The sequence below is a fragment of the SAR202 cluster bacterium genome (genome assembly GCA_009392515.1).
GTDB lineage: Bacteria > Chloroflexota > Dehalococcoidia > Lucifugimonadales > UBA6952 > UBA6952.
Genome location: VFGE01000030.1, coordinates 42,065 through 66,005, shown reverse-complemented (window position 1 = coordinate 66,005; position 23,941 = coordinate 42,065). Strand labels below are relative to the sequence as shown.

General features: G+C 33.7%; 24 protein-coding genes and 1 tRNA gene. 11 read left to right on the top strand and 14 right to left on the bottom strand.

Annotation, left to right across the window (positions count from 1 at the left end):
• Window positions 1-3: 3 nt before the first annotated feature.
• The 4 genes from FI695_04410 to FI695_04395 are packed head-to-tail and all read left to right on the top strand — an operon-like array spanning window position 4 to window position 4,982.
• A complete protein-coding gene (locus FI695_04410) occupies window positions 4-2,454 on the top strand; it encodes a phenylalanine--tRNA ligase subunit beta (protein ID MQG51204.1) in 2,451 nt (816 codons plus the stop codon).
• 2 nt (window positions 2,455-2,456) lie between these two features.
• Window positions 2,457-3,749 (top strand): molybdopterin molybdotransferase MoeA, encoded by a 1,293-nt coding sequence (locus FI695_04405; protein ID MQG51203.1) that lies wholly within the window; start codon window positions 2,457-2,459, stop codon window positions 3,747-3,749.
• Between the two features lie 26 nt (window positions 3,750-3,775).
• On the top strand, window positions 3,776-4,231 hold the full coding sequence (locus tag FI695_04400; GenBank protein MQG51202.1) for a hypothetical protein: 456 nt from the start codon (window positions 3,776-3,778) through the stop codon (window positions 4,229-4,231).
• A 13-nt stretch (window positions 4,232-4,244) separates the two neighbouring features.
• Window positions 4,245-4,982: a metal-transporting ATPase gene (locus tag FI695_04395; protein MQG51201.1), complete on the top strand. Its 738-nt coding sequence runs from the start codon at window positions 4,245-4,247 to the stop codon at window positions 4,980-4,982.
• A gap of 6 nt (window positions 4,983-4,988) precedes the next feature.
• On the opposite strand, the gene rplT is transcribed toward FI695_04395, so the two are convergent.
• The 4 genes from rplT to thrS form a co-directional block, all read right to left on the bottom strand.
• A complete protein-coding gene (gene rplT, locus FI695_04390; protein MQG51200.1) occupies window positions 4,989-5,354 on the bottom strand; it encodes a 50S ribosomal protein L20 in 366 nt (121 codons plus the stop codon).
• Between the two features lie 17 nt (window positions 5,355-5,371).
• Window positions 5,372-5,569: a 50S ribosomal protein L35 gene (gene rpmI, locus FI695_04385; protein MQG51199.1), complete on the bottom strand. Its 198-nt coding sequence runs from the start codon at window positions 5,567-5,569 to the stop codon at window positions 5,372-5,374.
• Window positions 5,570-5,606: 37 nt separating this feature from the next.
• Window positions 5,607-6,158: a translation initiation factor IF-3 gene (locus FI695_04380; GenBank protein ID MQG51198.1), complete on the bottom strand. Its 552-nt coding sequence runs from the start codon at window positions 6,156-6,158 to the stop codon at window positions 5,607-5,609.
• A 109-nt stretch (window positions 6,159-6,267) separates the two neighbouring features.
• Window positions 6,268-8,049: a threonine--tRNA ligase gene (gene thrS / locus FI695_04375; GenBank protein MQG51197.1), complete on the bottom strand. Its 1,782-nt coding sequence runs from the start codon at window positions 8,047-8,049 to the stop codon at window positions 6,268-6,270.
• Window positions 8,050-8,181: 132 nt separating this feature from the next.
• On the opposite strand from thrS, the gene FI695_04370 reads away from it, so the two are divergent.
• Window positions 8,182-9,540, top strand: coding sequence for a bifunctional folylpolyglutamate synthase/dihydrofolate synthase (locus FI695_04370; GenBank protein ID MQG51196.1), 1,359 nt, complete (start codon window positions 8,182-8,184; stop codon window positions 9,538-9,540).
• A gap of 88 nt (window positions 9,541-9,628) precedes the next feature.
• Window positions 9,629-10,879, top strand: coding sequence for a beta-ketoacyl-ACP synthase II (fabF, locus tag FI695_04365; GenBank protein MQG51195.1), 1,251 nt, complete (start codon window positions 9,629-9,631; stop codon window positions 10,877-10,879).
• On the opposite strand, the gene FI695_04360 is transcribed toward fabF, so the two are convergent.
• Window positions 10,876-11,655 carry a TIGR01906 family membrane protein gene (locus FI695_04360; protein ID MQG51194.1) on the bottom strand — a complete coding sequence of 260 codons (780 nt, stop codon included), beginning with the start codon at window positions 11,653-11,655 and terminating at the stop codon, window positions 10,876-10,878. The genes fabF and FI695_04360 overlap by 4 nt on opposite strands.
• Window positions 11,656-11,720: 65 nt before the next feature.
• Here FI695_04360 and mazG point away from each other — a divergent pair, with 65 nt between their 5' ends.
• Window positions 11,721-12,518, top strand: a complete 798-nt coding sequence (mazG, locus tag FI695_04355; protein MQG51193.1) for a nucleoside triphosphate pyrophosphohydrolase — start codon at window positions 11,721-11,723, stop codon at window positions 12,516-12,518.
• Here mazG and FI695_04350 read toward each other — a convergent pair.
• Window positions 12,510-13,700: a GuaB3 family IMP dehydrogenase-related protein gene (locus FI695_04350; GenBank protein MQG51192.1), complete on the bottom strand. Its 1,191-nt coding sequence runs from the start codon at window positions 13,698-13,700 to the stop codon at window positions 12,510-12,512. The genes mazG and FI695_04350 overlap by 9 nt on opposite strands.
• A 253-nt stretch (window positions 13,701-13,953) precedes the next feature.
• On the opposite strand from FI695_04350, the gene FI695_04345 reads away from it, so the two are divergent.
• From FI695_04345 to surE, 3 genes are all read left to right on the top strand, one after another.
• The gene (locus FI695_04345) at window positions 13,954-14,958 is read left to right on the top strand and encodes a P1 family peptidase (protein ID MQG51191.1); all 1,005 of its coding nucleotides are present in this window, start codon (window positions 13,954-13,956) and stop codon (window positions 14,956-14,958) included.
• A gap of 78 nt (window positions 14,959-15,036) precedes the next feature.
• Window positions 15,037-15,867, top strand: a complete 831-nt coding sequence (locus FI695_04340) for a pantoate--beta-alanine ligase (GenBank protein MQG51190.1) — start codon at window positions 15,037-15,039, stop codon at window positions 15,865-15,867.
• Between the two features lie 9 nt (window positions 15,868-15,876).
• Window positions 15,877-16,668, top strand: a complete 792-nt coding sequence (gene surE, locus FI695_04335) for a 5'/3'-nucleotidase SurE (GenBank protein MQG51189.1) — start codon at window positions 15,877-15,879, stop codon at window positions 16,666-16,668.
• On the opposite strand, the gene FI695_04330 is transcribed toward surE, so the two are convergent.
• Both FI695_04330 and FI695_04325 read right to left on the bottom strand, forming a co-directional pair.
• A complete protein-coding gene (locus FI695_04330) occupies window positions 16,669-17,724 on the bottom strand; it encodes a CapA family protein (protein ID MQG51188.1) in 1,056 nt (351 codons plus the stop codon).
• Between the two features lie 22 nt (window positions 17,725-17,746).
• A complete protein-coding gene (locus tag FI695_04325; protein ID MQG51187.1) occupies window positions 17,747-18,898 on the bottom strand; it encodes an aminotransferase class I/II-fold pyridoxal phosphate-dependent enzyme in 1,152 nt (383 codons plus the stop codon).
• Between the two features lie 67 nt (window positions 18,899-18,965).
• On the opposite strand from FI695_04325, the gene FI695_04320 reads away from it, so the two are divergent.
• Window positions 18,966-19,041 (top strand) — tRNA-Arg (locus FI695_04320).
• A 28-nt stretch (window positions 19,042-19,069) separates the two neighbouring features.
• Here FI695_04320 and FI695_04315 read toward each other — a convergent pair.
• From FI695_04315 to FI695_04290, 6 genes are all read right to left on the bottom strand, one after another.
• Window positions 19,070-19,411 (bottom strand): HAD family hydrolase, encoded by a 342-nt coding sequence (locus FI695_04315; protein MQG51186.1) that lies wholly within the window; start codon window positions 19,409-19,411, stop codon window positions 19,070-19,072.
• A gap of 11 nt (window positions 19,412-19,422) precedes the next feature.
• On the bottom strand, window positions 19,423-20,712 hold the full coding sequence (locus FI695_04310; GenBank protein ID MQG51185.1) for a hypothetical protein: 1,290 nt from the start codon (window positions 20,710-20,712) through the stop codon (window positions 19,423-19,425).
• Window positions 20,713-20,780: 68 nt separating this feature from the next.
• The gene (locus tag FI695_04305; GenBank protein ID MQG51184.1) at window positions 20,781-21,209 is read right to left on the bottom strand and encodes a hypothetical protein; all 429 of its coding nucleotides are present in this window, start codon (window positions 21,207-21,209) and stop codon (window positions 20,781-20,783) included.
• 155 nt (window positions 21,210-21,364) lie between these two features.
• A complete protein-coding gene (locus FI695_04300; protein ID MQG51183.1) occupies window positions 21,365-22,258 on the bottom strand; it encodes a diacylglycerol kinase family lipid kinase in 894 nt (297 codons plus the stop codon).
• A gap of 108 nt (window positions 22,259-22,366) precedes the next feature.
• Entirely contained in the window at window positions 22,367-23,113 is a 747-nt protein-coding gene (locus FI695_04295) for a hypothetical protein (protein MQG51182.1), read from the bottom strand.
• A 6-nt stretch (window positions 23,114-23,119) separates the two neighbouring features.
• A complete protein-coding gene (locus tag FI695_04290; protein ID MQG51181.1) occupies window positions 23,120-23,941 on the bottom strand; it encodes an alpha/beta hydrolase in 822 nt (273 codons plus the stop codon).

The window sequence follows — 23,941 nt, the reverse complement described above, 5'->3', positions numbered from 1 at the left end:
GTTGTGAAAATACCAATTGTGTGGTTAGAAGAATATCTCAATGAAAATGTTTCACTGGATAATATAGCGCATAAATTAACAATGGCCGGGTTAGAAAGTGAATTACAAACAATAAAGCAAGGAACATGGTCAGGTATTCTTGTTGGGGAAATTCTTAAAATAGAAAAGCATCCAAATGCTGACAGACTAAATTTAGTTACTGTAGATATAGACAATGAAATTAAAAAAGTAGTTTGTGGGGCCCCCAATGTTGAAGTAAATCAAAAAATTGCTTTTGCTAAAATTGGATCTGAATTACTAGACCATGAATCTCAAAAATTAACACCATTACAAGCTGCTAAAATCAGAGGAGTTGTATCAGAGGGTATGATTTGTTCAGAAAAAGAACTTGGAATTGGCGACAACCACGATGGAATACTTGTATTACCCCCAAAAGTACCGAAAGGTACTAAATTAGAATCTATATTAGGGCAAGTAATATTAGAAACTGAACCTACCCCTAATAGACCAGATTGGCTTTCAGTACTTGGTGTAGCTAGAGAAATTGCTGCATTAAATGATTCAAATATAAAAGAACCTTCACTTCAATACATAGAATCGGATGAAAACACAAATACAAAAGCATCTGTTGAAATAGAAGATCCTGATCTTTGTGGAAGATATACTGCTTCAATCATTTCTGGAATACAAATAGAAGAATCCCCAGAATGGCTAAAAGAAAAGCTTATCAATGCAGGTCAAAGACCTATAAACAATGTGGTAGATATAACAAATTACGTAATGTTAGAAATTGGACAACCATTACACGCTTTTGATCTTACAAAAATACAAAACTCTACTATAAAAATACGAAGAGCTAAAGATAAAGAAATTCTTGTAACTTTAGACGAAGAAAAACGAACTTTAACGAACGATATGTTAGTAATTGCAGATGAAAACAAACCTATAGGACTAGCAGGTATTATGGGCGGATTAGACTCTGAAGTTACAGATAAAACTACAACCATTCTATTAGAGTCTGCTAGTTTTCTTCCGGCAAATATTCGAAAGACTCGAACAGAATTAAAAATGAGAACCGAAGCTTCTCATAGGTTTGAAAGACATCTTAATCCTGAATTAGCAATGATGGGACAAAAAAGAGCTATACATTTAATCCAGCAAATTACTAAAGGGTCAGTTTGTAAAAACATCATTGATGTTTATCCAAACAAAAGTACTAGTCAATCTATAACAATAACTACAAAAAAAGTAGCTGAAGTGTTAGGGACAAAATTTACTTTAAACCAAATGAAGAAAATTTTCACCTCACTGGGTATTAAATCAAAAGAAATAAATAAAACAACTTTAGAAATTACCCAACCGTACTGGAGAAGTGATATTAACATTGTAGAAGATTTAATTGAGGAATTAGCAAGAATACAGGGCTATGAAATCATACCTACCAAATATATTTCCCAACCTATTCCACCGAGAGAAGAACAACCAGAACGCAATTTATCCCTTAAACTACAAGATCTATTCGTATTATCAGGTATGCAAGAAATTATTACATACCCTTTAACAAGCAAAGAAGCATTGTCATTTGTTGAAAATAAAAAAGATATAGAGCCAATGAAACTTTCTAACCCGATGAGTCAAAAACCTGATGACTTTACTTATTCAAATATTTCTGACACATTAGGTTTTAGAGAGTACCTGCGTACAAACCTTAGAGTTGGAATGCTTGAGACGATAGCACACAATGTTAGATTTGGCGCCGATAACCTAAAATTATTTGAAGTCGGAAAACAATATATTCCAAAAGATAGCGATTTGCCTGAAGAAGTTCGGGTTGCTCTGGGCGGTTTTTGCGGCAACAGATCTCAAATTAATTGGACTAATAATCAGGACTCTATGAATTTTTTTGATGCCACAGGTGTCATCACCTCAGTTTTGAAAGAACTTAAACTTGAAAGTATATTTACACCAAAAACTGATATATTATTCGAAAATGACATATCTTCAGCCATCGTTGTTCAGGGTATAGAAATAGGTGTAGTAGGACAGGTAAAAAATGAAATTGCCAAAAACTTTGGAATAAATACTAAACCTGTAATAATGTTTGAATTAAATTTACATAAGCTACTATCATTAACAAAAAATACATCTCGACTGTTTACTAAACTACCACGATTCCCAATTTCTTACAGAGATATTGCACTTATCGTTAACAAAGAAATAACTGCTGCTAATTTATTAAAAATTATCAAAGATCATAAACTTGTTATAAACGCAGACTTATTTGACGAATTTACAGGGAATTCTTTACCAGACGATCATAGGTCTCTTGCATTTAGAATTCATTTTTATGATCCAGATCATACCCTTACTTCTGATGAAATAAATGAAAGCGTTAATAAAATACTTAATAAATTGCGACATACTACGGGAGCAACAATTAGAGAATCAAGTTAACTATGACTACTAATAATCCAAATTTTTCTGAAAATATGTTATCTGTTGAAGAAGCAAGAAACAATATACTTGAAATGATGTCTGTTTTGAATTCTGAGCATTTACCAATTTCAAAATCCTTGGGCCATGTATTATCTGAGGATATTTCATCAATCATTAATGTACCTCCATGGAATAATTCTGCAATGGACGGGTTTGCAGTTATAGCCAGTGATACCAATGGTGCAAGCGACGTTAATCCAGTAAACCTAAATGTTATTGATTCAGTATATGCAGGTGATATGCCTAACTCGAAAGTCTCTCACAATACTGCAATAAGAATAATGACTGGAGCACCTATACCAGACGGGGCCAATGCAGTTGTTCCATTTGAGCAGACAAACGAAACACAACAAAAAAACACTCATCAACAATTAAACACAATAAGTATTTTAAAACCTGTCAAAGAAAACGATTATATTCGATTTTGTGGTGAGGATATTAAATCAGGAGATAATATATTTACAAAAGGAACAATTCTCAGACCAAGTGAAATTGGAGTTTTGGCAACACTTGGATTTAAAGATATCCCAGTTATTCGAAAACCGAAAATTGCAATAATATCTACTGGTAATGAGCTAACAGATATTGGTGAACCTATAGAACTAGGTAAAATTTATGACGCCAATACATACAGTATAGCAACATCTGTCGAAAAATATGGAGGAATTCCGATTATTATTGGAATAGCTAGAGATAATGAAGAATCATTAAATGCACTCCTTGATAAGGCTTTAGAATACGATATTCTCGTCACATCTGCTGGTGTTTCAAAAGGTGACTACGATATTGTCAAAAACATATTAAGCCAAAGAGGAAATATCGAATTTTGGTCGGTCAATATGAAACCAGCAAAACCAATTGCGTTCGGCTGGATCAATAAATCGAAAACTACAAAATTACCTTTGCTAGGACTACCTGGCAATCCAGTAAGTGCAATGGTGGCATTTGAACAATTTGTACGACCTTCAATATTGAAACTCAAAGGATATACAAAATTAAATAAACCATCCATACAAGCAATTTTAAAAAACACAATAAAAAATGAAGATGGTAGAAGAATGTACATTAGGGTTCTTGTAAAAAAAGAAGGAGTCGATTATTATGCAGAGGCAACCGGAAACCAAGGATCTCATGTCCTTACTTCTATGGCAAAAGCCAATGGCTTAGCCATATGTCCTGAGAATATATTAGAAATTAAATCTGGACAAACAATTGAAGTACAAATGATAGATTGGCATGTTGATGACTTGTAGCAAATTTAAGATATGGGGGGACTGAAATGGTTAGAACAAGAGTTAAATACCAAGAAGAAACTGTATACGCAAAAATGAAATTTAAAATTTCAGATCAAGCATTAAATGAGTTAAATCGAGAACTCAACAGAATGGTTTCTCAAAGAGCTTGTGAAAAATGCACAAACAAAGATGATTCAAATGCTCTAGAACAAATAAATAATTGCTGTTCTTCTAGTGAAAATTTCATACAATCACATATGCCTGCTATGGAAGCAATTTTCCGTATTCTTATATGTAATGGCAATAAGCCTACTACTATCTCTCATATATATGAAACACTCCAAGATAGATGGGTCGATCCAAACAATATGTGGCTACCCACTCCTGCTAAACTCTACCGAATGTTGACTAATGACATGTATTATGGAATACGAGAGGTTATAAGAAACAGAACAAAGAAACACCAGGTTACCACTGAAACTACACTCTCATTGAATTAGCTGTTGTAATCAAATGAAGTCGCTATTAACTACATATGAAACTGTATACAAAGTAGAAGGTATGACATGTCAGGCCTGTGCTGACACTATTGAGGCTGGTATAAAAACAAATTTAGGTGTTTTATTGGCTCATGTCTCGTTAGAGAAAAAAGAATTGAGAATTCAATCGGACACAATTTTCGAAATAAACCATATAAACTCGGTAGTAACAAATCTAGGTGACTACAGAATTAGGGATAATAACCCCAGTTTAATATCTAACATTGTAGAATATTTTGTTTCTAAAAAACCCATTGTTATTGCACTATCTTTAGTTACTATATCATCACTGGCTTTACAAGTACCTACTAATACATTTGATATAAATAAATGGTTTATGACATACATGGGTCTTTTTTTTATGCTCTTCTCATTTTTAAAGCTACTAAATGTAAGCGGTTTTAGTATGACGTTTAGAAAATATGACTTGATTTCCAAGAAAATCCCTGTATTCTCAACAATATATCCATATATTGAATTAGCCCTTGCAATAGCTTTCTTAACAGAATCATTATTAATGTATGCAATGATATTTACATTGATTTTTATGATATCCCAATCTATAGGGGTCTATAACTCACTGCGAAGTTCTGAACAAATTCAATGTGCATGTATGGGCTCTGCAATTAGTCTTCCACTCTCTTCATTGACTCTCATAGAAAACTTAATCATGATTAGCATGGCGACATATATGATACAGACCTATTTTTAAAAGGTTTTAGCTAGCTTTAGAAGATGTAGTACTTACGTGCTCCACGATCGATGCAAACGCTTGGGGATCGCTTACAGCTATTTCTGCTAGTATCTTTCTATCAACATCAAAATCAGCAATTTTACACATATTAATGAATTTACTATAACTAATGCCATTCAACTTTGCTGCAGCATTAATCCTAGTGATCCATAAACGCCTAAAATCACCCTTTCGCTCTCTTCTATGAGCATATGCATATGATAAGGCATGAACTAGGGATTCATGAGCTCTTTTATATAAGCGATGCCTTACACCTTTATGTCCTTTTGTTAAATTAAGCACTTTTGAGTGTCTTTTTTGTTTAGTTACGCCTCGTTTTACTCTGGCCACGATTTCTCCTTTTTAACTTATCCGTATGGTAATAAGCGTTTTAATTTAGGTGCGTCTGCTTTACTCACGGACAAAACATCATCATACATTCTTTTCGCACGCTTAGATTTTTTTCTTCTTAAATGACTACTACCACCTTTCATTCTAAGTGGTTTTCCATTTGCAGAAAAACGAAATCTTGCTTTAGTCCCCTTATGGGTTTTCATTTTAGGCATTTCTCTTCCTCTTTCAGTCTAGTAAAAACAAAACTTACTAAGTTTCCTGAACCACAGCAGTAGTTTCTTTTACTTCTTTTTTTGCACCAGGGGCTAAAATTATACTTAAATTTCTTCCCTCAAAAGCTGGAGCCTTATCTATTTTAGCAGTTTCTTGAGTTGCTTCAACTACTGTCTTTAATAAAGAGACCCCAATATCAGGATGAGCTATAGTTCTTCCTCTAAACATAACACTAACCTTAACCTTGTTGCCAGAATCAAGCAATTTACCTACAACTCGTATCTTTGCATCTAAATCATGTTTATCAATACCAGATTTAAACCTAACTTCTCTCAAACTAACTGTCTTTTGCGACTTTCTTGCTTCCTTCTCTTTTTTAGTTTGAACATACTTAAATTTACCATAATCAAGAATTCTACAAACTGGTGGTTCTGCTCCAGGAGCGACTTCAACTAAATCTAAATCGCGCTGATTAGCCAAATCTAATGCTTCCTGCAAACTAATTATTCCAACCTGTTCATCCTTATCAGATATAACTCTGACCGTCTGAGATCTTATTTGATTATTAATTCTGTAATCTTTAGCTATATTAAACTACCTTATAGAAACAACAAAAATCATAGGATAAGAATATTAACATATACATTAATTGTGGTAAAGTGCATTCTGCAATTTAGAAAGAGAATTATTTTAAAGATTACCAAAGTTCTATTGCACGTTTATCAATTTTATCTTTAATTGTATTGATAAAGTCTTCTACTGATATTGATTGTAAATTTTCTCCAGTTCTTAGCCTTATAGAAACTCCACCTGATTCAATTTCTTTATCGCCCAAAATAACCATATATGGTGTTTTATTCATTTGACCTTCACGTATTTTTGAATTCATTCTTTCATTTCTTGAATCTATATCGACTCGTACATTCAAATCTACCAACCTGGACTTTAATTCTAATGCTTTATCTTGATGTCTATCAGCAATAGGAATTATTAAAACTTGTAATGGAGAAAGCCATGGCGGCATTGCTCCGGCAAAATGTTCAATTAGGACCCCCATAAATCTTTCCAAAGAACCTAACATGGCACGGTGAACCATAACAGGACGAGATCTTTGCCCATCTTCATTAACAAACTCTAAATCAAATCGTTCTGGTAAAGAAAAATCTAATTGAATTGTTCCTAATTGCCATTCTCTTCCTAAGGCATCAGGAACAAAAAAATCCACTTTGGGCCCATAAAAAGCACCCTCACCAGGAAACGCTTTAAAATTAATATTATTATCTTCTAGGCATTTTTGAAGTTTTAACTCAGCCCTATCCCACATTTCTTCTTCGCCCACTCTTTTCTCTGGTCGTAATGACAAAGCTATCCTGACATCATTAAAATTGAATATATCATAAGTTTGTTTGAACATTGCAATTAGAGAATCAATTTCATGATCTACCTGGTCAATTGTGCAGAATATATGGGCATCATCTTGAGAAAAAGGTCTAACTCGAGTTAAACCCTGTACAACTCCTGATCGTTCAAATCTATGTAATCGTCCAAAATCTGCAACCCTAAAAGGTAATTCTCTATATGATCTTAGGCCTGATTTATATAAAACTGCATGAGCAGGACAATTCATAGGTTTTATACCGAATTCTCTATCTTCTGCCATAACAAAATACATATTATCCTTGTAGTTATCATAATGGCCTGATTGTTTCCATAAATCAGTAGAAAAAATTTGCGGGGTAATAACTTCCTGATATTCGTATTGATGATATAGTTCGCGAACATAATTAACTAATTCGTTATAAATTATTGTACCTTTAGGTAGAAAAAATGGACTAGCAGGTGCTATAGGGTCCATAAAAAACAAACCTAATTCTTTTCCTAAAACCCGATGGTCTCTTTTTTTAGCCTCTTCAATTAATTTTAAATGTTCATCTAGTAATTCATTAGAATCAAAAGCTGTACCATAAATTCTTTGCATCATTGGTCGATTTTCATCTCCCCGCCAATATGCTCCTGCAACTGATAGAAGTTTAAATGCCGTTACATCTTTACTTGATACAACATGAGGCCCTGCGCAAAGATCTTGAAAATCACCATGTTTATAAATAGAAATATCTTCCTCTTTATCAATTTCATCTATTATCTCTAGCTTAAATGGTTGATCGGAGAACAGTTCTAATGCTTCGAGTCTTGTAATAATTTGTTTTTCAAAAGAAAGATTCTTATTAATTTCTTGCTGCATTATCTTTTCAATTTCATCTAAATCCGATTCAGATAATCGTTTATCTAATACAAAATCATAGTAAAACCCATCAGTAATTACCGGTCCAATACCAAATTTTGTATCTGGATATAACTTACACACTGCAGATGCCATAATGTGCGCAGCTGAATGTCTTAATGCGTGATATTTATCGTTTTGTTCCAAAATATTATCTATGTTCCAAAATATTTTTGATTTAATATTAGTTTCAATTATTTATATTAGATATAAAACAACTACACAATTCTATCACATTATACAAATTTAATTTTATCTTCATTGATTAAAAAAAACTAATAACTTAATATAAATTACCTAAAGCAATTTTACTTTATCTATTGGGCGATAATGCGTTACAAAGAAGCACTTAAAGATTTAATGAGTCTTACCGATTTTGGAACTATTGCGAATAACAATATTGCTAAAAAAAGACGTTATAATTTAAATAGGATTATAAATTTTTCAACAATATTTGGAAATCCTGAAAACTCTTCCCCTAACATACATATTGCTGGAACGAAAGGCAAAGGAAGTACCGCAGTGTTTATATCCTCTATACTAAAAACTGAGGGTTATAAAACAGGATTATTTACATCTCCACATATCCATAAAATTACCGAGCGAATTCAAATCGGAAGTAAGGAAATATCCAAAAATAAATTTACAAACTCATTTTACGAAATGTGGCCTGAAGTCCAACAATACAATCAAAAAAATCCTGATAATCAAATAACATTATTTGAGTTTTTAACGGTTTTAGCCTTTTACATTTTTGATAAAGAAAATACAGATATCAATGTTATAGAAGTTGGCTTAGGTGGGAAATTAGATTCTACTAACATTCTTACCCCGCACATTAGTATTATTACATCTATCAGCTTGGATCATACTGGAATATTAGGCGGTACATTAAAAGAAATCGCTCTACAAAAATCTGGAATAATTAAACCAAATAAATTTACAGTTATTGCTCCACAAAAACCTGAAGTTTTAAAAATCATCAAAGAAGTTTGCAAGAAACAGAATAATCGATACATTGCAATTCAAGAGTCTTGTGAAATTATCCCAATAAGAAAATCAATGGATTTTCAAACATATATTTTAAACTCTGAATTTGGAAAAACCACATTAACAATTCCACTGATTGGTGATTATCAAATAGAGAATTCTGCAACAGCATTTATAACAGCAAAATTGTTACAAGAATCTAACTTCCCTATCTCAGAAACATCAATAGATACAGGATTTAAAGACACTTACTGGCCTTGTAGACTTGAAAAGGTTTCTACTGATCCTTTAATTATATTAGACGGAGCTCATAATCCTTACTCAGTCGAAAAAATGATACAAGCAATACATGACAACTATACTTTTCGCAATATCACCATAATCCTTGGAACATCAAAAGATAAAGACATTAAAAATATGATAAAGATTCTATTAGAAAATGATAAAGGTAATACAAAATATATTGCCACTCATTCAAGACATCCCAAACATACCCCAATAAATGTCCTTCAAGATACTTTTAAACACTTTGGTGTCACAATTTCAACGGTTAACTCAATAAAAAAATCAATTGAAATAGCAAAAAACACATTAGGTCCTGATGATTTAATTCTAATAACAGGTTCTTTATTTATTGCTGCAGAAGCTCGTGAAAAAATATTGGGAATATCTAAAGAAAGCTATGTATTTAATTCCTAAATCATTACTTCTCAATTTATAATCTTTGTCATATACTACAAATTGTGTCACTTTTATTTATCATTTGAACATTTTGACGGTTGAGAATGTGAATACAAATTCTACTAGAGTTGTAATTACTGGTATGGGAATCATTTCACCTCTTGGAAATGATGTAGATAATTTTTGGGATAAATTAATTCATGGTATATCTGGAATAGGGCCTATGACTCTTTGTGACACCACAGATTACCCCTGCAAAATAGCAGGGGAAGCATCTGATTTTGACCCACATGAATTTATTGAAGTCAAAGAATCTAATCGTTTATCTAGATTCATCCAAATAGCTATAGCTTCAGCCCTTATGGCTGTTGAACATAGCCAATTAAATCTAAGTAAAATTGATCTTAATAAAACTGGAGTCATATTGGGAAATGGCAATGGAGGATTTCCTACCCTAGAAAGCTCCGTACGAACTTTAGTATCAAGAGGAGGGTCAAAAATATCCCCCTTTTTCATCCCAACAGTGCTACCCAACATGGCATCAGCTGCCGTAAGTAGATTTACAAAGGCAACAGGTTATAACGCCACAATAGCAACTGCCTGTGCAGCTGGAACACACGCAATAGGTGAAGCTGCTGAAATAATCAAACGAGGTACAACAGATATTATGATAACTGGAGGAACTGAAGCCGGAATTAGTCAATTAGGTTTAGCTGGTTTTTGTTCTATGAGAGCTTTATCAACAAATAATGATGATCCTACCAAGGCAAGTAGACCCTTTGACAAAAATCGAGATGGGTTTGTACCAGCCGAAGGTTCAGGAACTATTATATTAGAAGAACTCAATCATGCGTTAAACAGAAATGCTACAATTTATGGAGAAATAATAGGATTTGGTGTTTCCTCAGATGCATTTCATCCCGTTCAACCAGAACAAAACGGACAACAAGCTGCAAACGCAATGTCCATGGCTCTTAAGCAAGCAAATCTCCGTCCAAAGGATATAGACTATATTAACGCACACGGCACTTCTACACCTTTGAATGATATGATTGAAACCAAAGCAATTAAACTTGTATTCGGAGAAGACGCAATTACAACTCCTATAAGCTCTACCAAATCAATGATTGGCCACGCACTTGGGGGAGCAGGAGCAATGGAAGCAATAGCGTGTATCCAAACTATAAACTCTGGGATTATTCACCCAACAATTAACCTAGAAACACCAGATCCAGAATGCGATTTAGACTATGTTCCAAATGAATCTAGATGCGCCGATGTTCAATATGTTCTATCAAATTCATTTGGTTTTGGTGGGCAAAACTCATGTATCATATTAAAAAAATATGTAGATTAATTTTCAGGACTTAAATACTTAGGAGCACGATTTTCTGACTCTTTTTGTTTTAAATAAATCCACCATTTTATTATATAAAGCGATAAGAGGATTGAAATAAAAAACAAAATCAACAACATGCCGATTAACGTTACTGACTCCACCCAAAATTGGGTGGGAAACAATCTAATTAAGTTAGATGTTAGGGGATTTAAAATCCATTTATCATTACTGAAACTTAATTGATGAAAAATAATAAAAAGCTGATTAAATGCAATACTTGATATTACACCAAATAGTAAAACTAACGAAATTGTAAAATAACACGAAATATTGATCAATGAAATTATTTGCCGGGCATACCCTCCACCAGACATGAAAAAACCTATAGTAAGTACTAGCATTACATAAATTATTAATCCTTCTTGTATTCGATATAAAAATTCAAGTAAATTTTTCACATCCCACATGTGGTCTATTTCTCTTTGATTAAATACATTGACAATTTCACCATTTATATTTTGTTTTTTAACATCAAGAAATTCTTCTTCTGAATTAAAATAACTAATAATATCTGATGCAATTTCAGATATTTGAATACGTGTAAAAGGTAACTTTTCTGCATATCCCCCAACATACTGTTTTGCCTCATAGACTCTATGTCTATCAAATCCATTGTCATACCAATCCAAAGAATTAAACGCTATTCGCACTAGAAACATAGTAGCAATAAATGTGATACTAATTATAAAAAGTACTTTATATAATATTTGAAATAGTTTACCTAGAATTATCATATAAAAATGTTATTTCTATTTGTAGAACTAGTCAATGATTCATAAATTAAATATAGGAAATAGATATGATAAATATAAATCCAACCGAACAATTTTCAGATCTAATCAAATTAATACAAATGCTCAGAGGACCTGATGGTTGCCCTTGGGATAAAGAACAAACACATGAAAGTTTGAAATCTAATTTAATTGAAGAATCATATGAAACACTTAATGCTATTGATAAAAATGATCAACAAAATTTATTAGAAGAGCTAGGAGATGTTTTACTTCAAATCCTTTTTCATTCAGATATTGCAGAAAAAAATAACCAATTTACTATAAATGATGTTATTTATAATTTACAAAAAAAACTCATAGATCGTCATCCACATATATTTAGCATAAAAACCACACTATCATCAAATGAAGTTGTGTCCCAATGGGAAGAAATAAAAAAACAAAGTTTATATTCAAAAGGCTTAACTTCTGCTTTAGATTCAGTTACCCCCAATTTACCTGGCTTAATGTATGCCACCAAAATTCAGAGAAAAGCTGCTTCCTATGGCCTTGATTGGAAAGATATAGATGGTGTAATGGAAAAATTGCAAGAAGAAATATTGGAATACAAAAAAGCTGATACAAAAACATCCAAACAAGAAGAACTTGGGGATATATTTTTTACTTTGGTCAATTTCGCTAGATGGATCGATATAGATTCTGAAATAGCTTTACAAGAAAGTACGTCAAAATTTATTACAAGATTTAAACGAATTGAAAATTATTGCACTAGAACAGAAACAAAATTTAATGAATTATCTTTTGAAGAGAAAGAAAATCTTTGGGAAAAATCAAAAAGTACCAAAAATATAATATCAGATTGAGTGCTGAAATATTTTCCCCTCTGTACGTATGGAAGGTGCTATAACTAAATCTGCCTGTTGCATTTCTTTGATATTATATGCACCACACATTCCCATTCCTACCTCTAAAGCCCCAATGAGATTTTGAGTCCCATCTGTGCGACTTGATGGTCCGTATAAAAGTTGTTTTATAGAACCTTTCACTCCTGCATTTATTCTAATACCCCTAGGTAAGGCTGGATGAGGAGTAGCCATTCCCCAATTGAAACCTCTACCAATTGCTTCTTCAGTTTGAGCAAAAGGGGTACCGATCATTACTCCATCAGCACCAGAGGCAATTGATTTACACAAATCACCACCTGTTCTGATACCTCCATCTGTGAATATTGGTACATATTTTCCAGAATCATTATAATACTGCTCTCTTGCAGCAGCACATTCCATAGTTGCTGTTACTTGTGGCACACCAACTCCAACTACTTCTCTTGTTGTACAAGCAGCTCCTGGGCCTACACCCACTAATAAACCATCAATACCACAATTCATAAGTTCTTTAGCAGCACCAAATGATGCACAATTACCAACTAATAAAGGTACTTTGACAATTTCTTTTAACGTATCGAAATTTAATCCCACATTACTTTTTGAAAGATGCCTTGCTGTTGTCACCGTTGCTTGTATCACAACTAAATCAGCTCCAGCATCAACTGCAACTGGGGCTAGTCTTTTAGCATTTTGCGGGGTAAATGATACTGCACAAATTGCACCTTGGTCTTTAATTTGTTTGATTCTTACAGCAATCAATTCTTCTCGAATAGGTTGTGCATATATTTCTTGCATCAAATTAGTAGCCTGTGTAGCATCAGAATTGACAATTCTATCAATTATCTCATGGTAGTCTTCATATCGTGAATAAATACCCTCAAGGTTTAAAACCCCAAGTCCGCCCATTTGGCTCATTAATATAGCATATTCGGGAGACATAACGGCATCCATAGCAGAAGCTAACACAGGAATATCGAGTTTGTATTCTCCAATATAAACGCTTAAATCGGTTTGGTCTGGATTAATTGTAATCTCACCTGGCACAATTCCGACATCTTCAAACCCATAAGCATGACTTATAGTTTTAAATTGACTCGATTGCCCAAAATTATCCGACACAACTACTATCCTTAGTATTTCAAAGTATTTCAAGAACATTAATATTGTGTATATTACTACAATTTCGAATTCCGTAATAGTCAGTTTTTTATATCGTATATAAGATTTATTAATATTTGACCAAAGATGTAATGATTGATAGTATCTACTGGCAGTCCACATCTGGGATGAGCGAAGATTGTTTTAAATTGATAACTACTGCTGGGATCGTTAATGACCTAGACAAGTAAAATATGAACATCCCAGCGACTTTTAGGAGTCGTTTTTTTATTTAAATGAGAAATGAATATAAATGAAAATAGGAAAAATAACAGATATTAAGGGAATAACCGTAGGTCATTATACTAATAAAGAAAAAGGCACTGGTTGTACTGTACTTCTTTGTGAAAACGGAGCCACAGGTGGTGTAGATGTTAGAGGAACTGCACCTGGAACAAGAGAAACTGATTTATTAAAATCGGGTCAATTGGTTGAAAAAATCCATGGAATATCTCTAAGTGGCGGAAGTGCGTTTGGTCTAGATACAGCAGGTGGTGTAATGAGATATCTTGTAGAAAAGAACGTTGGATATAACATTGGAACAAATGTCATACCAATTGTACCTAGTGCTATTTTATTTGATTTAAACTTATTAAGTAATGATTTTAGCCCAAGTATAACTGAAGGCTACACAGCAGCAAAAAATGCATCTATTGAATTTGATGAAGGTAGCGTAGGCGCCGCAACAGGTGCTACGGTATCTAAAATGCTAGGTTGGGATAGATGCCTAAAAGGTGGTATCGGTAGTTATTGTATAACCTTGGATAATGGCATACAAATTGGAGCAATTGCTGCAGTTAATGCCGCTGGTGATATAGTAGACCCTAAAACCGGTACCTATGTATCAAAACCATATGATAGAAAAAATAAAACATTCGATACCTATATGAACTCTTTGCTGAATTCATCCCAATCATCTAATAATGAGGATCAAAATATTAGAGAAAATACAACATTAGGTATTGTGGCAACAAATTTATGCTTGGATAAGTCTCAAACAAACAAACTAGCCGAGAGAGGGCAAGATGGGTTTGCAATGACAATACAACCCTGCCATATGCCAGGAGATGGTGATGTGGTTTTCTCAATATCTACCTGGGAATCTTCTCAAAATATCGATAGATCAACACTTACATCCATATATGCTCTAGCACCTATGGTAATGTCTGAAGCAATTATCAGAGGTACTAGAATTGCTTCATCACTAGGCGGAGTACCCAGTTGTAATGAAATACAATTATCGAAAGACCAGAAATAGTTATCCAACAAAAATGTGATCGATCTATTCACAAAGAATAAGTAGCTAAAATCATCTAGAAAAGTTTCTTATAAACTCATGAAAATAATAAAATCCATACCATTGATGCAAAGAATATGCAATAGTGTTCAAAGACCTATTGGTCTAGTGCCAACCATGGGTTCTATACATGAAGGTCATATCAAATTAATCAATGAATCAAAAAAACAAAATACAACCACAATAGTCACACTATTTGTTAATCCAACACAATTTGGCCAAAATGAGGACTTTAATACATATCCTAGAAATTTTCAAAGAGATAAAAAAATACTTTCAGATCTAGAAATTGATATATTATTTGCACCAGATGCGTCTACAATGTATCCCAAAGAGTTTCAAACTATTGTAATTAATGATCAATTAAGTTCTGTTCTAGAAGGTGAAAAGAGACCTAGTCATTTTAGAGGAGTATCAACAGTCGTTTCAAAATTGCTTAATATAACAAAACCAAATAACGCCTACTTTGGGCAAAAAGATTTTCAACAGTACTTGATAATTGATCGACTAAATAATGATTTAAATCACGGATCAAAAATTATAGCTATTCCAACAGTACGTGAAAATGATGGGCTAGCTTTAAGTAGTAGAAATGTCTATTTAAATATAAAAGAAAAAAATGCGGCTAATAAAATATATTCTTCATTAAAATATGGTAAACGTTTATACTTAGAGGGTGAAACACTTGCAAGTAATATTATTATATCTATTAAAAACTATCTTGAAAAAGAATCTTTAATAAGAATTGAATATATTAGTATTCGTGATAAAGTTACATTTGAGCCGGTAGATTTGGTCTCACCGTCATCAATTATACTAATTTCAGTTTGTATAGGAAAAACAAGGCTTATCGATAATCTAACATTTTAAGGAAAATTTATGAAAATACTACTCACTAATGATGATGGAGTTTATGCTCCGGGCATTTGGGCAATTGCAAATACATTATCTGAAAACCATGAGATTGCTATAACAGCTCCAAATAAAAACTGTAGCGGTGCAGGTTGCTCTATTTCTCTATTTAGCCCAATAACTATAAATTGTATCAATGACTTACCGAATTCTAATATTAACTTCCCTTGCTACGCAACTAGTGGAACACCTGCCGATTCTGCAATACTTGGGCTTGAAACAATAATCGGAAAGGTGGATTTAGTTATTTCTGGAATTAATAATGGAAGTAATTTTGGAGATGACGTGGTTTTTTCTGGAACCATTGGAGCAGCTCTTCAGGGATATGTAAGAAAAATCCCCTCCATCGCTCTTTCAATTGCTTCTTTAACACCAGACAATTTCGATATAGGCGCAAAAGTAGCAACTTTAATGGCTGAAGCATATGAATCAAAAATATACCAAGATATATCTTTGTTAAATATCAACATGCCAAATAAAAAACCAACTGAAATAAAAGGTATTACTCAAACTACACTAGCTGATAGAGTATATTCTGATTCAATTAATGTTGAAGATTTTCGAACTCAAAGATTTCATTGGGTAACAAGAACTAGGCCTGATTGGGATGAAATAGAACATACCGATGTATGGGCTGTTCGTAACGACCTAATATCTATCACACCAATGACTACCAATCTAAGTATTGAAAAAAACCCAGAAAATCTTTCCTCTTTATTGGACTATTTATCCCTACACCTTGGAGTTCCCAAAATATAATTACAAGACAATAATTACTTCTTCATCAGTAACTTTAAACTTAGTTCCATATGAAGAGGACATTTCTTGCATCCTGGTTACAACATCTGGTAATTCTGAAGGTTTTCCAAATACTGGAGGCCCATTACCATCAATTGTTCCTGGAATAAAGGATAATTGGGAAATTTTGCCATCTTTAATCAAACATTTGGAAAATATTGCCATAAATTGCATTTCTTTAAAGTCAGCTAAGTCATGTACAAAATTTGCTAAAGAATAAAAAATAGCTTTTCCATTATATATTTCAATTGGTTGTGGTTGATGAGAATGATGTCCCAAAACTAAATCCACTCCACAATCAATAACAAAATGTGCCATTTCTTTCTGATATTCCATAACCTCAACATCTCCTGGCCCTGCACCTGGGTGTAGTTGATATGGAGAAAGTCCCCAATGCCAAGACATTACTACTAAGTCAGCAATTTCTTTAGCTTTTTTAATATCTTCAGCAAGTTCATCACGGTATTTTCCACGGTCAGGAGTAGTACGAATTATTGGGAACCATCCTGGATTGGAATGTACTCGTGTAGTTGGTTCATATGATGTATATATTGGGTAAAAAGCAACTCCTGGTGTATCAATAGTTGCCCCCATATCTGGAGTACCTACTGATGTTCTACATACAAAAGCCACTTTAACTCCATTTTTCTCAATTAATGCTGGTTTTCTTGCCTCTTCAAGATTATGTCCTGCACCAGCATGAATAACACCAGCCTGATCTAAGACCTCTACCGCTCTTACCAATGGATCTAAGCCGTGATAAGTGTTAGGGTTATTTGCCTGATTCATAACATTAAAACCAGCTTTTAGATACGAATCAAGAACCGATTCATCAGAACGAGGGAGAGTAACTCTATCATATGGAGAAAGATATTTTGCATCTGCAAGCACTGTTTCTAAATTACAAAATGCTATATCAGAATCTTGGGTAAGATGTTGAACAGATTCAAAAGCTGAATCAGGATTAGGCCTGCCTACATTAGTATCTCCTACCATTATCATTTTTACTTCACTCATATTTAACTCCTATATTTCCTAATTAAATAAAATCTTTTGATTTCATATATTTATACAGTCTGTTTAACCCCTCTTTCATATCATCTGTTGTACCAGCATATGAAAATCTAATTGTTTCATTACCTCGCTCTGCATCAAAATCAAATCCTGGGGTTATAGCAATTCCGGCTTCATCTAAAATTTCACGAGTAAATTTAAAACTATTATTACTAAATTTACTAATATTTGCATATATATAAAAAGCGCCATCTGGTGGAGCTATTTCAGTAAAACCAGCTTTTGCTAATCCTTCAATCATTAAACTACGATTTTTACGATAGACTGACATATTATATTCTAACTCATCTTTAGCATCCATAGCAGCAATTGCAGCAATTTGACTGACATGTGGGGCACAAATAAACATATTTTGTACAATGCTTTCTATTTGACGAATATGATTTTCAGGAACAATGATCCATCCTATTCGCCAACCCGTCATAGAAAAATACTTTGAAAAGGAATTTATAACATAACAATCATCTGTTATCTCTAAAGCTGTAACTGCTTTTGTTTCATATTCAATACCATGGTATATTTCATCACTTATAAATGAAATGTTATTCTCCTGAGATATATGTATCAAATCTGATAAAGATTGGTAATCAAGCATTGAACCTGTTGGATTTGCAGGAGATGCAATCAAAAAACCCGAAAGGTCATTATTAGGCAAATCTTCTGGTAAAGGCTGAAATCGATTTTCTATAATTGTTCTGATCGTCACAGGTACTAAATCAAGTGCTTTAAGTATTTGCTTATAGCTTGGATATCCTGGAGCTGCTATGCCTACTCGATCTCCTGAATCAAAAAGAGAGGTAAAAGATGCCACAAATGCACTAGAAGAACCGGGAGTAATAGCTATTCTGTTTGGATTTATATCTACGTTATACCATTCCCCATATAATTGAGAAATACGCATACGTAATTCAGGTAAACCTAAAGCGACAGTATATCCTAAATTGTTATTAGTCATGGATTCAATTACAGAATTTGTAGCTTGTTTTGGTGCAGCAGTTCCAGGTTGGCCTACTTCCATGTGAATAATTCTTCGTCCAGATTCTTCTGCTTTACGTGCAGCCTCCATAACATCCATAACTATAAATGGATCAACATTACCACGTTTTGAATTTTTCATTTAAGAACCTAGCATTAAGAATTAATTCATTGTAAATCGAAGTTATTAAGTTTAAAATAGCCCTTCAGCCCCTGTAGCTCAGAGGATAGAGCAACGGTTTCCTAAACCGTGTGTCGTGCGTTCGAGTCGCATCAGGGGCACCAAATTTACATAAGATGGTATTGATCTATCTTATGTAATCCAAGGTTCATCTAAACCTTCTTGCTCCCATAAAAAATCAAATCCAGCTTGTTTGGCGTATTGCTGATCTATTTCGGTGTCACCTATATGATAATACTTATCGGCTGGAAATTTGGTTTTTATATCTGGAAGCTGATGCTTTGCGGAAACGAAGCTTACCTCAATATCAAATCTATCCCAAATATTCTGTTGAACTGGAAGAGGACGATCGGAACTGCTGCCTATAATGCATCCATGTTCTTTAGCCTTCTTTACCATTTGCATAGTAATTGGTCCTGGCGGATCGCCTGCTTCCAATGTTCCATCTATATCAAAACTAACTAATACTTTCACTTATAATACCCCTATGATCCTTGATGGCTACTGTACATAACAAAGCCACATGCATCAGGGGTGTTACTTCCTGCTAAAGCAATCTCCGCTTTAACATTAACTTGTCTTGGTCCAGCTGTTCCTCTTAATTGTTCGATACTATCACTATGAAGTGCAGATCTTGTACGACCTGTACCTAGATTTCCTCCACTAGATAAAAATGGATGTGGCCCTTCCACTCGTATGTCATCGGCATAAAAGTCATGAGCTTCACCTCGCCCAACACCATGCCATTGAAAACCTTCAAGGAATTGTTGTGTAAAGGTTGCATATCCGTCATATGGATTAAAGATATCTACGTCTTTAATATTAACACCAGAGCCTTCTTCCATTTTTCTAGCTAAACTAGATACAGCTTCTTGGTGTTCATCCAATGTTGCCATTGTACTTCTACCACGAACACTATTTTGCGCATGGTTTAATATGTAAACTGGTTTTTGGCGTAGTGTTTTTGCTTTCTCAGCAGTAGTAAATATGAAAGCAGCACATGCCATTACTGGCCTATCGCAATCGTATACAACTAAAGGCTCTTCAACTACTCTTCCATTTAGATAATCTTCTTTGGTTAATTGGTATGGTTCGTGTAATGAATAATATGACCACGGGGTAAGTAAACCATTTCGCCTCTGATTCATTACAAAAGGTGCCAAAGCTTCATGAGATGTATTATATCTCTGACAATATTGTTGAAAAACTATTGCATTGTTAAACATAGCACCTGATTGATAACCCCAAGGTAATGTAAATGCATTACCGCCTTTAGCCTCATTACTATTATTAGCTGGATTATTATGGCCATAACGCCCAGATAAATTAACCATTGGATACCAACATACTAAAGTCTCAGCCATTCCATCGCCTACAGCCTGTGCAGCCATACCAAGCATAGGTCCTATGTATGGAGCATCTGATTCAATATATTTTACATTTTTTAAACCTAGTTCTTTTTGAATAAATTCTCCTGAACAATAGGTTAATCCATCTTCAGTATCATATGGAGGAGCAAAATATGGGCGAGGAGCCCAAGTTTGTTCGGCTCTTGTCTCTTTACTTGTCATCAGGCCATCAATTTCATCAAGACCGATTCCTGCATCTGAAATAGCTTTTAAAATTGATTCTTTACTCGTACCACCACATGACCTTTCAAGATCTACTCCGTCCCATCGACGTTGAATATAAGACTGTCCCCAACCAACAACCGCAACTTTACCTCTATGTTCCCAAAGTCCCATTCCTTCCTTATCTCTTTGCCAGTTTGCCATGACATAATTCCTTTCTTGCCTCAATACAGATCTATTGCTTGATTAAGCAAATATTTATAGTTATTAAATTATCCTATTACTCGCCACTCTGGAACGAGTTGTCTACCAACCTCAACTGATTCATCAAATATAACTTCAACTGCAGCTCCTACAGGTACTTCTCCAGCAGGAGTCCCAGGAAGGTTAGAAAGAAAATTTAAACCAGGATCTTCATCCAAAGTAATAATTGCGAAATTTATTGGCTGTGCGCCTCTAAATCCTTTGATTCGTGAATCTTTTATTACCAAATAGACGTCAATATGGCCCTTGCCTTCTACTTCTTTCCATCCTAATGGTTCAGTAGTATCACAATTATTGCATTTTTCTTTAGGAGGGTAATGATTAATACCACAACTACCACAATTTTGTACTACTAATTTTCTTTCATTAGCGGCATCCCAAAAAGGTTTTGCCCAATCAAACGGAACTGGCACTGGACGCTCTAACCCATCTATCATAGACATAAGCATTCCTCCTTTGTTTATGAACTATAACTTATCACCACCACAACTTCACAAGTGGTGCCAATTAGTTTACCTCTCAATTTATCTATATTGCAATAACAATTAGGGATTAAGGAAAGGTAGATTATCTAAATCATTGGTTAAAACATTTATCTTGTCGCAAATATTTCTATTACTTTAGGAATTACTTCCACTTTAATCGGTGTTTTACCTATTATTTCTCCATCTATATTCAATACATCATTTTGATTAGTCTCTATTGAAAAACTATCTGACTGAAAATATTTAACTTCTGGTTCAAAAATATGAGTACCTTTGTAAAGTTTAGGAAGAACTCTTAAAAGTCTAAACCTGCTTATTTCATCATCCACAACTACTACGTCTATTAAACCATCATCAATACGTGCTTTAGGTGCCATTTTCATTCCTTTACCAATGTGTATTGAATTACATCCTATGATAAACATAAATTTCGTATCTATAGCTTTATTTTGTATTTTTAAAATTGCTTTTCTAGATTTTTTAAACAAAATTTGAAACAATGCAGCTAAAGTATATCTAATAGGACCAATCCACCTAATATTTTCTGCAGTTAATCCCACATCTGTCACCATGCCCCATCCAATCAAATTAATACCGTAACGAGTTTCGTCACCCATTTGTAAACTCATAACATCTATTAAACGGGTTTTATTTAAAATAATCGGCTCAACTGCTTTTATGGGATCTGCTATATCTAAATCATTCATAAAAGAGTTGCCAGATCCTGCAGGTATAATCCCTATAGGAATTTTTTGATGATCACCTCTATTTAACAAACCATTAATAACTTCGTGGAAAGTACCATCGCCACCAATCATTAAAAGACCATTGTATTTTGTTATATCAAATTCTCTAGCAATATTTTCAGCATGACCAGAATAACATGTTTTTATAACATCAATTTCTATATCAGATCTTATAATAAGTGGTTGGATTTTTTTTAGTATTTCTAAACCTTGTTTTTTCCCACTAAAAGGATTAACAATTAGCATAAATCTCATGGCAAAATCCTTAACATTATTTTATATCAATTGATCAAATAGCTATACCTTGTTCTCAACAACAAAATAATATAAATACTTATATTATTCGTTTTGCTTTTATCTAGTTTATTCTTTTGTAAATCCAACTTCTGTCGATAGGTTTGAATGAGCATTGTTTTCTATAGGAAATGATTGTCCTTTCTGTAATCTACCATCACCCCAATAATTTGATTGTATATTATTACTATTTTTTAAAAAAATTCTTTCGAATGAATACCATCCTGTATAAGATAAAAATTGATCAGAAGGTCGAAATTTTGCACTACATATCTCTACACCACTATTTTTTTCAAAAGGAGAACAACCTACACTAATTGTTTCACCAAATGGATTCATTATATAAATAACTGATTCAATAACAGAACTTGAATAGGAATCCACAACTATAACTGTTCTAATTTCATTATTTTCTAAAGAAATTCCAATGGCCTCTAAGTTAGGTCCATATTTATTTGGGTCTGGTGTAGGTAAAGGCGTTGGAATAGTTGTAGCTGTTGGTGTTGGTGTAACTGTCGGTATTGGTGTAACTGTTGGTGTTGGTGTTGCAATGAGAGCCAAAGTTGGTGTGGGGGTTTGAATTAGTACTGGTGTTTCTGTAGCTAAAGGAATAGGAGGCGAAATTGGAGACGGATTAGGAGTTTGCGTGACTGTAGGTTTTATATTCAAATCTAGTATAGGGGTTGGAGAAAATTTAATTTCATTATCAATAGAATTTTCAACAATTGAATACCCAGCAATATCATCACCAAAAAAGAACCGATTAATCGATATCAAAATAACGATTAAGAGTATAATCCCTGCTATATATCTCATTAATTATCAACTTAAGCTTTTAATAAAACTATTGAGATGATGTATAACCTCTTTAGGATTTTCATCCAGGCACCAATGTCCTCCGTTAGAAATTTGAACAAGATCACAGTTTGGAATAATTTCGTTCATTTTTTCTGCAACTTCCAAACGTAGTAGAGGTGATTCACTACCCCTTATTATTAATGTTTTCACATTTATTGTTGGCAAAATATGCCATGCTTCTGGCCTTTCATACTCTAAAACTATTTGACGATCTCTTTTCCAAACTCGTCCACCATTCGGTAAAGGGTTAGTCATAATTTCAGCGAGATGATTTAATATTTCTTCACTTGTTTTAGGTTCTCTAGATCGTAGCCGTTCTACAACTGATTGCAAATCAGCCCATTCGTCACTTTCCTCACGATATCTAACAAACATATTTCCTGATCCAGGATTCACAGCATCTGGATCCATGTCAATAATTACTAAACCAGAAACTCTGGAAGAATCATTTGCTGTGTGAGTAAAAGCGTATTTACCACCAGCAGAATGCCCAATCAAAACAACGTCTTGTAAGTCTAATTCTTCCAAAAATCCCTTTACATCTTGAACATATTTATCAAATTGGTATTGACCAGGGACCCAATCACTATTTCCATGCCCGCGAGCATCAACTGCAAAAACGTGGTAATTTTCTGAAAGCTCTTTTGCAATATGATCCCAATTTCTGGCAGTATCTTGCAATCCATGCAAAAGTACTATATTTCTTCCTTCCCCTCCCCAATCTACATAACCAATGTTAATACCATTAATTAGAACAGTTTTATTTTCGCCCAGTGTATTAGCCAT